Below are 12,647 nucleotides of genomic sequence, written 5' to 3'. Positions count from 1 at the left end.
TTAACGCTCGGCCCGTTCTCAACGTCCTTGTCTACGTAATGCTCGATCGCTTTTGGGTGCGCGCACCATCAAATATCTCTCGGGGGAAACACTCTTTATGCTCGTCATCTTTCTTCGTCGCGCGACGCTCGCCGTCTCGCTTCTCGCCGTCTGTTTCTCGGCCCTGGCCTTTGACCGTCATCAGACCTCATCGCAACGGAGCGTCAAGACCCGGCGCGAAAACGTGCGAGGGGTGTTGGAGAACTTCCGAAACGAGAGCGGATTTCCCGGCGCCATCACCGGTGTCTATTACGCCGATGGCAACTCGTTCGCCGTAGCGGTCGGCTACTCGGATCGCGAAACGAAGACCCCTATGAAAGAGAGCGACCTCATGCACGGGGGCAGCGTGGGCAAGACGCTCTTCGCGGCGCTCGCACTGCAACTCGTCGCTGAGGGACGGCTCTCGCTGGACGACAAGATCTCTAAGTATCTGGGCAATGAGCCGTGGTTCGCCGAACTCCCTAACGCAAGCACGATCACTGTGCGCATGCTCCTGAACCACACAAGCGGGCTGCCGGGCTATGGCGAAAAGTTCATGCAGGCGCTCGTTGAGTCGCCTGGCAAAGAGCGCAGTCCGCTCGAAGCAGTGAAGTCGATCTCAGGCTCGAAGCCTGTCAACGCCGCAGGCGCAGCATTCTCGTACTCGGACATCAATTACCAGGTGCTCGCTTTCGTCGTCGAGCAGGTCACCGGGAGGCGAGCCTACGATGAGATTCGACGCCGCATCCTGAAGCCGCTCCGTCTGACGCGAATCGTTGCGGCGGACCGACCCAGGATTCCGGGACTCATCCCCGGCTACGCGGGGGCGAAGAATCCGTTCGGCGGCGACAAAATCCTCGTCGGCGGCGCGCTCACATTCGATCCCCGGTTTGAGTGGGGCGGCGGAGGCTTTGTCACCAACCCACGGGACCTCGCCCGCTGGATCGCCGACTTCTGCGAAGGGCGGGCGTTCAGTCGGAAACTGCTGCCCGATGTCCTCACGACAGTTGACGCGCCGGATCTGGGCAAAGGCTCGCGCTCCGGGCTCGGAGTGGAGGTCGAGCCGACGCCGCTCGGCGAAGCTTACGGCCATGGCGGTTACTTCCCCGGATACTTCACGCAGGTGCGGTGGTATCCGAAAGAACGGATCGGGGTCGCTCTCCAGATCAACACGAGCGACGATTCTGTTGTGAAGCGATCGCTGAAAGAGTTGCTTGACGACCTGGCAAAAGCCGCGCTTCGGACGACGCCAGCGCGTTGAGGGCCGGTCATCTGAACCAGCGAACCTATGGACGGCACCGAAGCCCACCGCGTGAATCCGCGAAACTCAACCGAGGTGTTGCGCCGACCACGTCTTCGAAGATCCCTGTGTGGTACCGACACTGGTATTGTAATAGAATTCCACCAATGGAAAGATTCATTGGAGCCTGGCGACTGGTCGCGTTCGAAGAAGATGGGCCTGACGGCGAAGTCGTTCACCCTTACGGCCAGGATGCGGCGGGGTTGCTCATCTACGATTCATCGGGTCGAATGTCGGTCCAGATCATGAAACGACACCGCGCGCCGCTTTCATCGGCCGGCTGGCAAAGCCTGCCCGCCGAAGAAATCAAAGAGGCTCTCGATGAGTTCACTGCGTTCTTCGGCTCATACGAAGTCGACGAAGTAAACCGCAGCGTCATTCACCGCGTTGAAGGCCACGTTCTCCCTGACAGCGTGGGGAAGGTTTTGCGACGAGAGTTCACATTCTCAGGCGACGTTCTTGTTCTTAGGCCTTCGCCAACCCGCCGCGTGATCTGGGAGCGCATAACGCCTCGCGAGAACCTTGAACGCGGCACCGTCTGAGGTGATCTTAGCACGAAGTGAAACCGAGAACTCTCCAGGTTGACATGCGAAACAAAGGGGGCGACAGAAACATTGCCATCGCACGTTTCCTCGCCCCCGATTTTCGCGCAGGTTGACTTGATAGAAGCGCGCTGGGCGGCATTCTAGAGTTAGTTTCCCGGGAGCTCCGAAGCCGCAATCCACGGCCCCGGCGCTGCCGGTGTCCCGATTCGAATGAGCACTATCGGCTGCGCGCAGACAGACGGTATCGATACTTGAGCGTCTATCTCGAAGTCGCCGTCCGAGTCGATCGGCACGCCGTCGGTCGAAGTGATTGTGAATGGAACTCCGCCGCCTGGCCCGCCGCACGTCAAAGCCGCGTGAACGGTGGTGACTGTTGCGACGGTTCCAACCACATTTGCCGGAACCGGATCCCCGTTGGCCAGAGCGCCTTCCCCGATAACCAATCTCGTAACGAACACTCGAAGCCGGCCTTTGGAATCGAGCATCACCTTGCCATTGTCCACGACCCAGGGAGCGGCACCCGCCTCGACGCCTCTAATCGTTATGTTAGGCGTTGAACCAAACGCGTGATTGTTGATGATCTTCGGACCCTTGGCCGACGATATTGTCGTCGAAGCCAACAGCATTAAGAGAAACATCGAAAGAGCTAACGCAAAACGTCTCATGTGACAAACTCCTTTCAGTAAGCGGTTATTTCGAATAGGTAGCATCGGGTGCTACCTATGTTTTCTATTCAAGAGCACTTTGCGCAAGTGCGGCGGGTGAGGAACCTCGAGGCGTCGACGGGGTAGCTGACTCTTCGAGACTATCAACAATGCTCGGTTGATACAAGGCTAACCTTCAGTGTCATGTTAATGAAGTCCATCCTTGGGAAAGCCATTGTCGGAATCGAACATGGGCTCACACGGGCAAAAAACCGGCGCGCTACTTTCTCTCTTGTTCACGCGGTTTAGCTAACGGAAATTATTGGCACGAAGATTGGTATGTCGTGGGGTGCATCCGTGTCCGGGTATTGGTGTGTTTCGAGCGGAGCATTCTCAAGTGTGAAACTAGCGTATTGCTCTCTAGTAAAAGTCAGATTCGAGCAAGGCATCATTTCTAACGACGAGAATGAAACCTGAAGCCGTGGTGCGCCACTTACTTCGGAACTGAATAGGTTCAGGGTCCCGGGTTCAGAGTTTCGGGTTTCTGGTTTCTCGTTTCTGGGCGTCTCTTTCTGATTTTTGGTTACGAGACTGGAGCCAAGAACCATAAACCAGAAACCAAAAACCAGAAACCCTGAACCCTGAACCGGGAATTCGGAGGACTAATGGAAGCGTTGTTGCAGGACTTGCGTTACGGGGGTCGGATGCTGGCCAGGAATCCAGGTTTTGCATCGATCGCCGTGCTTTCGCTGGCGTTGGGGATCGGCGCGAACACAGCCATCTTCAGTGTGGTGAATGCAGTGTTGCTGCGGTCGTTGCCCTTCCATGAACCGGACCGCCTGGTGATGGTTTGGGAAGACGTATCATTCGCCGGGTTCCCGCGCAACACGCCCGCGCCGGCCAACTACGCCGATTGGAAATCGCAGAATCAGGTATTCGAAGACATCGGCGCCCTTGATGAACGCAGCTTTAACCTGACGGGCGACGGCGAGCCTGAGAAAGTCGCGGCTTATGGAGCGACCGCTAGTTTCTTCCCGCTGCTCGGCGTCAACCCTGTCCTAGGCGGGGTCTTTTTGCCGGAAGACGACAAGCCGGAAGCCAACAAGGTGGTCGTGCTCAGCTACGGGCTCTGGCAGCAGCGTTACGGCGGCGAGCAAAGCATCATCGGGCGTGAGCTTCTGCTTAGCGGCGATAAACACACCGTAGTTGGTGTGATGCCGGCGGGCTTTCAGTTTTTGGAAAGCGAGATCGGACTCTGGGTGCCGATGGCTTTCACCTCGCAGCAATTGACCCAGCGCGGAAGTCACTACCTGCAGGTTGTCGCGCGAATGAAGCAAGGCGTTACCTTGCAGCAAGCGAATGCCGACATTGAAACGATTCAGCAGCGCATAGCGCGCGACTATCCAGATGAAGCCGGACGGATCAGCGCTTACGTGATGAGCCTGCGCGAGCAGTTGGCCGGCGATCTGCGGCGCCCGCTGCTCGTCCTGCTAGTAGCAGTCGGATTCGTGCTGCTGATTGCTTGTGCGAACATCGCAAACCTCTTGCTGTCACGCGCGGCGAGTCGCAAGCGCGAGATCGCGGTGCGCTTGGCGCTTGGCGCGGGCCGATCGCGAATCGTGCGGCAGTTGTTGACTGAAAGCATCCTCCTGTCGATGACCGGCGCGGTGCTCGGGGTGTTGCTCGCCTGGTGGAGCTTTGCCTTCTTGAAGCGCCTCATCCCCGATGCTCTGGCTCTCTCGACCAACCTCGAGCTGGATCTGCGAGTGCTTGGCTACACCTTGCTTGTTTCGTTAGTCACCGGCGCCGTCTTCGGCTTAGCCCCGGCGCTGCAAGCGTCAAAGATCGATCTTCACGAGGCGTTGAAACAGAGCGGCGGGCGCTCGGGCTTGAGCGCGGGAGGCAACAGGCTGCGCAGCGTGATGGTCGTCGCTGAAGTCGCTTTGGCGTTGGTGTTGCTGGTTGGCGCGGGGCTTCTGATTCAAACCTTCCTCAAGCTGCGCGATCAATACTCGGGGTTGCGGCCGCAAAACGTGCTGACGGTGCGAACAGTGCTGCCGCGATACAAATACCGCGAACAAAATGAACGCACACCCTTTTACAATCAAGTGCTCGAGCGCGTGAAAGCGTTGCCGGGAGTCATCTCCGCCGGGTACGCCACCACAGTTCCGTTGGAGTGGAAGGGCGGCACGAGCGGCTTCTACCCGGAGGGCCTCACGGTCGAAGAATCTCGCGCGGGAGGCCTGTCCTACGACGCGAATCATCGTCAGATAATCGGCGACTATCTGAAGACCATGGGCATCCCGCTGCGGCAAGGACGCTATTTCGACGACGGCGACAATGAGCAGACACTTCCCGTCGCAGTGGTCAACGAAACAATGGCTCGCGAGTATTGGCCGGGTGGAGACGCAGTGGGCAAACGCTTCAAGCTTGGCGGCCCGGAAACTAAGAGGCCGTGGATAACTATCGCCGGCATCGCCGGCGACGTGCGGCAAATGGGAATCGACGAGCCGGTCAAGGCCGAGATGTATTTGCCTCAGCGTCAAATTCCGGATCACCAGTTCTACGCGCCGCGCGATTTGGCCGTGCGCACGGCGGTTGATCCGTTGAGCCTTGCCGCAGCCGTGCGTGAGGCGATTCACGCGATCGATCCTGATCAACCTGTCTCGAACATTCGGACGATGGATGAAGTGCTTGGCCAGGAGACTGCGATGCGGCGGTTGGGCATGACTCTGCTGGTGATCTTTGCCGCCGTTGCTCTGCTGCTGGCCACGTTGGGGATTTATGGCGTGCTGGCTTATTTCGTCGTGCAGCACACTCCGGAGATTGGTGTGCGATTGGCTTTGGGCGCGCCGCGGCGCGACATCCTCAGTCTTGTGCTGAAGAAGGGGATGAGGCTGGCGCTGCTCGGAGTCGGAATCGGTCTGGGCGCGGCATTCGTCTTGACCAGGTTGATGGCGAGTCTGTTGTTCGGTATGAGCGCCACCGATCCGGCAACGTTCGCGCTGCTTGCGTTGTTGTTGACGTGCGTTGCGCTGCTGGCTTGTTATGTGCCGGCTCGCAGGGCTACGAAAGTCGATCCGATGGTCGCTCTAAGATACGAATAGGTTCGTGGTTCCGGGTTCGGGGTTCCGGGTTCGTAGTCCCGCCTTCAGGCGGAAGTTCGTAGCCGCGTTGGTAGAAGCTAGTTAGACAACCTTCCGCCTGAAGGCGGGACTACGAACCCGGAACCTGGAACTCTGAACCGGAACCCTGAAACTGAACTCGGAGGTCTAATGGAAACGTTATTGCAGGACTTGCGCTACGGCATTCGGATGCTTTTGAAGAACCCCGGTTTTGCAGTTGTGGCGGTTATCGCGCTTGCTCTGGGCATCGGAGCCAACGCCGCAATCTTCAGCGTGGTGAATACTGTTCTGCTGCGTCCAATTCCGTACGAAGACCCTGATCGGCTGATGGTCGTGAGGGAGAAAAAGCCGCCGCAGTTTCCCGAGTTTAGTGTCTCGCCTGGAAACTTCCTCGATTGGCAGAAGCAGAACACGGTTTTCGAGAAGCTCGTTGCGATCAATGGCGCTGCTTACAATCTGGTTGGCGAAGGAGCGGAACCGGAGCGGCTTCGCGGCGCGCGCGTTTCAGCGGGCCTGTTTGAAATGCTTGGCGCAATCCCGGCGCTCGGGCGCACGTTTCTCGAGGAAGAGGATCAACCGGGCCGCGAGAACGTGGTCATTCTTAGCAACGGTCTGTGGAAGCGGCGATTCGCGGCTGATCCAAACGTCCTCGGCCAGACGATAACGCTCAGCGGAATCAGCTTCACGGTCATCGGCGTCATGCCGGCGGGCTTCGGATTCCCCGACCGTGAAACAGATCTGTGGGCGCCTGTAGCTTTCACGGCCAGAGACGCTCAAGCACACGGCTCGCACTTCCTTTCTGTGATCGGGCGCCTGAAGCCTGGCGCGACCGCAGAGCAGGCGCGCACTGACATGAACGCTATCGCGGAGCGTTTGGCCGAGCAATATCAAGATACCAATGCCGGTTGGGGGATAAGTGTTTTCCCAATGCAAGAGTACGACGTGCGCGATATCAAGCCGGCGCTGCTCGTGCTGCTGGGCGCAGTCGCGCTGGTGTTGCTGATCGCCTGCGCCAATGTGGCTAACCTGCTGCTGGCTCGCTCAACGGTGCGGCAAAAAGAGATTGCGATTCGCGCGGCGCTGGGCGCCAGCCGCTGGCGCGTGGCTCGGCAGCTTCTAACGGAGAGCGTTCTGCTGGCGCTGGCAGGTGGAGCTGTGGGATTGCTGCTCGCGAAGTGGGGCATCGGTTCGCTGCTCGCGCTCGCTCCGCAAGACCTGCCGCGTGTGAAAGATGTCACGCTCGATGCTGGGGTGCTTGGCTTTACCTTGCTCGTAACCTTGCTGACAGGCGTGATCTTTGGACTGGTCCCGGCTCTGCAAGCGTCCAACCCGAATCTCAATGAGACGCTCAAGGAAGGCGGGCGCGGCACTACAGGAGGGCACCATCGCGTTCGCGGGGCGCTGGTGGTTACTGAAGTTGCTCTCGCCCTTCTCCTGCTGGTTGGCGCAGGTTTGCTGATTCGCAGCTTCTATCGGTTGCAGCAAGTCAATCCAGGGTTCAATCCCAGCAACGCACTGGCGGTAACCGTGTCGTTGCCGGGGAGGAAGTACACGCAGAACGATCAGCGTTCCGCTTTCTTCACCCAGTTGATCGAAAAAATTTCCGCGCTTCCCGGCGTTGTAGCAGTTGGAGCGAGTCAGTCGCTTCCGATTCAGGGCGACTATCTGCTCGGCTTCAAGATTCAAGGCCGGCCGCCTGACGCTCCGGGCGAAGACCCCAGCACGAACTACTATGCGGTTACGCCTGACTACTTCAAGGCGATGGGTATTCCACTGATGAGGGGGCGCGTGTTCACCGAGCAAGACAAAAAGGACGCGCCGAGAGTAGCGGTCATCAATGAGGAGATGGCAAAGAGATACTTTCCCGATCAGGATCCAATCGGCCAACGCATCCACGTAACGCAAGGGCCTGAAGTCTTCCGCGAGATCGTCGGCATCGTCGGCGGCGTCAAGCAATATGGCCTGGCCCAACCGACAACGCTGCAAACGTACGAGCCGTATCTACAAATGCCGTTCTCGGGTATGACTCTGGTGGTGCGCGCGGAGGGCAACCTTGCGCCGCTCGGCGCGGCAATACGAGGCGAGGTGCTGGCGATTGACAAAGAGCAGCCCGTTTCGCGCATAAGACCGCTCGAGCAGCTCGTATCTGAATCCGTGGCCAGGCAGCGCTTCTCTATGCTTCTTCTAGGCATATTCGCCGCGGTGGCGCTCATTCTTTCGATCGTAGGGCTGTACGGCGTAATGAGTTATTCAGTTACCCAACGCACGCACGAGATTGGAATCCGCGCCGCCTTGGGAGCGCAACAGTCGGATGTGTTGAAGCTTGTAGTAGGTCAGGGAATGATACTGGCGCTCACCGGGGTCGGCATCGGACTGGCGGCGGCGTTCGCGCTGACTCGATTGATGGCGACGTTACTGTTCGGCATCGGCGCAACCGATCCTTTGACCTTCGTTGTGATACCGGCGGTGTTGACAGGCGTGGCTCTGGCAGCCTGTTTCGTGCCCGCTCGCCGGGCGACGAAGGTGGACCCGATCATCGCGCTCAGATACGAGTAGGTTCCGTGTTCAGAGCTCAGGGTTCCGGGTTTCTGGTTTCTTGTTCGGTCTTGTAAGCAATATCAGAAAAGAGACGCCAGAAGCGAAAGACCAGAAACGAGAAACCAGAAACCCTGAACCCTGAACTCTGAACCCGGACCCCGAAAGCTGGAGGAATAATGGAAACACTGATTCAAGATCTTCGCTACGGCGCGCGCATGCTGCTCAAGCAACCCGGCTTCACGGCGGTTGCAGTCATTGCGCTAGCTTTGGGTATCGGCGCGAACACGGCGATTTTTAGCGTCGTCAATGCGATTCTGCTGCGCCCGTTCAACTACAAAGACTCGGACCGGCTGGTGCAGATCAATCACAACTACCCTAAGCTCGACCTCAAAGCCGGGGTGTCGGCGAGTGGGTATACCCACTACCGCGAGCACGGCGATTCATTCGAAGAGGTGGCGGCTGGGACAGGCTGGCCCGTTAATCTGACTGATGCGGGTGATCCCGAACGATTGCAGGGCATGGCTGTAACCCATAGTTTCTTTCCCACGCTTGGAGTAGAAGCAGCGCGCGGACAGGTGTTCTCGCCCGAAGAAGATCAGCCGGGACATAATCGCGTCGTAGTCCTCACCGATGGATTGTGGAAGCGACGCTTTGGAGGTGATCCCAATCTGGTTGGCAACACCATCAGACTCAACGGCGAAAACTACACAGTGATCGGTATCATGCCGCCAGATTTCCAGTTCGGCCGTGAAACTGGCCAGGCGCCGGACCTGTATTCACCGATCGGATTCACTCCCGAACAGTTGAACCCGCAACGGTGGCGAAATGAGTTTTTGTTTGTCGTCGCCAGACTCAAACCGAATGTCACGATCGCACAGGCGCAGGCCGAATTGGATACCATCGCGGCTAACGTGAGAGAGCAGTACTTTGGCGGCGGCGATGCGAACGATCCGAGCAGTTGGGGATTGCTGGTTCGCTCGATGCGCGAGATCACGGTCGGTGAGATTCGCCCGCAATTGCTGATGCTGCTGGTGGCAGTTGCTTTTGTGTTGTTGATCGCCTGCGCGAACGTTGCGAACCTTCTACTGGCGCGGGCGGCGCTGCGGCACAAAGAGATTGCGATTCGCTCGGCGTTGGGCGCTGCGCGCGGGCGAGTGATTCGGCAGTTGCTCACCGAGAGCGTGCTGCTGGCGGTCATCGGCGGAGCGATCGGGTTGGCGCTCGCGTATTGGGGAATAGGCGCGCTGCTATCGCTCAACGAAGGCGGGATCCCGCGCTCGAATGAGATAGGCATCGATGCGCGCGTATTATTTTTCACCGTCGGGGTTTCGCTGTTGACCGGCGTGCTGTTCGGGCTGTTCCCGGCATGGCAAACTTCGAAGACTGATTTGCACGCGGTGTTGAAGGAAGGCGGCCGCAGCGGCTCGGCGCAGCGAAGCGTGCGCGGTCTTTTCGTCGTCGTGGAAGTGGGGGCGGCTCTGGTGCTCCTGGTTGGCGCTGGACTGCTGTTGAAGAGCTTTCAAAAGCTGCAAGAGGTCAACCCGGGCTTTAGACCGGACCACGTGCTGACCATGCAGATTTCATTGCCGGCCAACCGGTACAAAGACCCGCAACAGGTCGATGCCTTCTTCGCACAGGCGCTGGAAAAGATAAAAGCGCTGCCCGGCGTCGAGTCTGCCGGTGTATGCACCAGTTTGCCGATGAGCGGATCGGGCTCGAGCGGCAGCTTCTCCATTGAAGGGCGGACGGTTGCGCCGGGCGAAATGTCGCCGTGGGGCAATCGTTGGTTTGCGGGCTCCACCTACTTTCAGACGATGGGGATTCCGCTCCTCAAAGGACGTTACTTTGACGATCGCGATGTGAGGGATGCGCCTCAAGTCGCAATCATCGACGAAACGATGGAGCGCAAGTTCTGGGCCGGCGAAGACCCGATCGGCAAACGCATAAGCTTCCAGCGCGACCCGCAGGGCAATCCCATCTGGCGAGAGGTAGTCGGCGTGGCCGGCCACGTAAAGGCAAAGGGACTTGAAGGAGAATCGCCGGTTCAGTACTACATACCGCATCGCCAGTTGCCGGTGCCCGGCGTCTTCCTGATTGCGCGAACCGCGGCCGAGCCTGCAAGTTTAGCTGGGGCCGTGCGCGGCTCGATTCAGCAAGTGGATCCCGAGTTGCCTGTGTTCCGAGTCACCACGATGGAACGTATGGTCACCGATTCGATGACCCAGCGGCGCTTTACGATGACTCTGCTCGGCATCTTTGCGGTTGTCGCGCTGATCCTGGCGTCGGTTGGCTTGTATGGCGTGATGTCCTATTCAGTTGCCCATCGAACGAACGAGATCGGCATACGCATGGCGCTCGGCGCGCGGGTGTCCGATGTGCTGGCGATGGTGGTAGGGCAGGGAATGAAGCTGTCATTGGCCGGAGTCGGCCTCGGTCTCGTGGGAGCGCTCGTGTTGACTTATGTGATGCGGAGTCTGCTGTTCAGTGTGAGCGCAACCGATCCCTTGACCTACGTTGTGGTGGCTTTGCTGCTCGCGGGAGTGTCGCTGGTAGCGTGCTACGTGCCGGCGCGAAGAGCTGCAAAGGTAGACCCGATGGTTGCGCTGAGATACGAGTGAAGCGTGACGCGTGAAGATCGAGGATAGAGGATAGACGATCGAGGATAGAGATGAGGATCGAGGATAGCTTCCTTTCTATCCTCTATCTTCGATCCTCGATCCTCTATCTTCTATCCTCCGTGCGTCCGAGTGTGGCCGGAGCCGCGCCGCTTGCCGGGTGTGTTGGGGACGATCAGGAAATTCGCCATCATCCCGGTGTCCTCGTGAGGGAGAATGTGACAGTGATAGACCGCCTTGCCGGTCCACTGCTTGAACTTCGTCCTGATCACCGCCGTCGAATTGGCCGGGACCCAGATCGTGTCTTGAATCGTGCCGGGCGGCAGATTCACGTTGTTGATCGAAATGACTTCGAAATGGTTCACGTGAATGTGGAAGGGATGGCCTTCGGTGCCGCCATGATGCGCGTCACCCACTTGAATCTGCCATTCTTCGACGCCCGTGAGTTCGACCACCTCGGGTACGGCAGTTTCCTGGTACAGGGTGTTGTTGATCGAGAAGTCGCCGCCGACGTAAGGATTCATCACTGCGGGAAACGCTCCGCTGAAGGCGATCGTTCGGATTTGTTGGACCTGATTCTGCTGAATCAGTGGATAGTAACGAGAGGGAGTCGGAAGCTTTTGCGGCAGCGGCATGTCCTTGGGAGCGCCCTTCACCTCGATCTCGGCGATGATCTTCTGGTCGCTCTGGATGAACTGCTGGTTCTGCGCGAGCTGCACGATTCGATAAATGTTTGGGGTCGTGCTCGCTTTGATCAGAAACTCAGCCCGGTTTGCGGGAGCGAGTAGAACCTGCCCGTTGGCGCCGGTGATGGGCTGCGTGGGAATCGCTTGAGGCGCCGGGAAATTGACGCCATCCAGGGCAACCAGGTACATGGTGTGCCCTTCTACGACGATGGGCATCATGTTGTCCGAGCACCCGTTGAGCATGCGGAAGCGAACCACTTCGCCTGGCGCAAGAGTATAGCGGGGCACGCTTAGCTGCTTGGTGGTTGGCTGTTGCGGAGCGCTCTGGTTGTGCGTTTCCTTGAAAAAAGCCTGTCCGTTGATCAGGTAATAGTGAAGCGCGTAGTCACCGGTCGAGAAACCGCCTTTGAGCGTCGTGGGAGTGTTCTTCTGGGTGGCCGGATCGTAGATCGTGACGTTGCCGCCGAATGTCTGCCAGATGGCGTTCTGCTTGGGCTCGTAGACCCATACGTTTGAATTCGTCTCGCTCGGGAAAAGACCGAGGTCTTGCATCACCAGGTGAATGTCGCGCGCGGCTTTGATCTCCGGAACTTCATCTATGTTGCCGTAGACGATCACCGCGCCGGCCATCCCGCTGGTCGCCTGAACGGCGGTCGAGCCGTGATGGTGCGGATGATACCAGTACAGGCCGGGTGGATGGTCGTCGGGGATCTTGAAGCTGTAGTCATAGTGCCTGCCCGGCTCGATGGCGATCATTGCCGCAAGCGGATTGGCGGTGCCCAGCGGCTCGAACAAATGGGGCTGAATGTCCAGGCCGTGTAGGTGCAGGTTGGTGGTATTGAGCTGATGTGGAACGTTGTGGTCGCCGTTCCAGCCCGTGGAATCATAGGGCGGCAGCGAGTTCTTCACCCGAATCCGCAAGGTCTCGCCGGGTCGGGTCTTGATCAGGGGTCCGGGCACCTCGCCGCTGTAGGTACGCATCCGTACGCGGTTGCCGTCGATGACTTTTTCGATCCACTTACAGTCAAGGATCCGATAGTCTCTAGGCCGATTCTGAGCTCTAGTCTTGCTCTGCAGAAGCGCGCCTCCCAGCACCGCGCCTCCGGCTTTGAGCACGTCACGTCTTTTGATTCGATTCATGTTTGCTCCTTGAGCGCGAGAGTTATTCGGCCGGCG

General features: G+C 58.6%; 7 protein-coding genes. 5 read left to right on the top strand and 2 right to left on the bottom strand.

Annotated features, from left to right (window positions below; genetic code table 11):
• Positions 1 to 97 precede the first annotated feature (97 nt).
• Together AABO57_14490 and AABO57_14485 are read left to right on the top strand one after the other, a co-directional pair.
• Positions 98 to 1,279: a serine hydrolase domain-containing protein gene (locus tag AABO57_14490; GenBank protein ID MEK6286944.1), complete on the top strand. Its 1,182-nt coding sequence runs from the start codon at positions 98 to 100 to the stop codon at positions 1,277 to 1,279.
• Positions 1,280 to 1,425: 146 nt separating this feature from the next.
• Positions 1,426 to 1,860 (top strand): lipocalin-like domain-containing protein, encoded by a 435-nt coding sequence (locus AABO57_14485; GenBank protein MEK6286943.1) that lies wholly within the window; start codon positions 1,426 to 1,428, stop codon positions 1,858 to 1,860.
• 149 nt (positions 1,861 to 2,009) lie between these two features.
• Here AABO57_14485 and AABO57_14480 read toward each other — a convergent pair whose 3' ends face one another.
• Positions 2,010 to 2,528: a hypothetical protein gene (locus AABO57_14480; protein ID MEK6286942.1), complete on the bottom strand. Its 519-nt coding sequence runs from the start codon at positions 2,526 to 2,528 to the stop codon at positions 2,010 to 2,012.
• A gap of 644 nt (positions 2,529 to 3,172) precedes the next feature.
• Between AABO57_14480 and AABO57_14475 the strand changes: the two genes are divergently transcribed.
• From AABO57_14475 to AABO57_14465, 3 genes are all read left to right on the top strand, one after another.
• Positions 3,173 to 5,614 (top strand): ABC transporter permease, encoded by a 2,442-nt coding sequence (locus AABO57_14475; GenBank protein ID MEK6286941.1) that lies wholly within the window; start codon positions 3,173 to 3,175, stop codon positions 5,612 to 5,614.
• A gap of 168 nt (positions 5,615 to 5,782) precedes the next feature.
• Positions 5,783 to 8,188: an ABC transporter permease gene (locus AABO57_14470; GenBank protein ID MEK6286940.1), complete on the top strand. Its 2,406-nt coding sequence runs from the start codon at positions 5,783 to 5,785 to the stop codon at positions 8,186 to 8,188.
• A gap of 158 nt (positions 8,189 to 8,346) precedes the next feature.
• Positions 8,347 to 10,788, top strand: a complete 2,442-nt coding sequence (locus tag AABO57_14465) for an ABC transporter permease (protein MEK6286939.1) — start codon at positions 8,347 to 8,349, stop codon at positions 10,786 to 10,788.
• A gap of 110 nt (positions 10,789 to 10,898) precedes the next feature.
• On the opposite strand, the gene AABO57_14460 is transcribed toward AABO57_14465, so the two are convergent.
• A complete protein-coding gene (locus AABO57_14460; protein MEK6286938.1) occupies positions 10,899 to 12,611 on the bottom strand; it encodes a multicopper oxidase domain-containing protein in 1,713 nt (570 codons plus the stop codon).
• Positions 12,612 to 12,647 lie beyond the last annotated feature (36 nt).

It is taken from the genome of Acidobacteriota bacterium, assembly GCA_038040445.1.
GTDB lineage: Bacteria > Acidobacteriota > Blastocatellia > UBA7656 > UBA7656 > Onstottus_A > Onstottus_A frigus.
The sequence above is the reverse complement of the archived record's forward strand: the minus strand, read 5'-3'. Positions and strand labels throughout refer to the sequence as shown.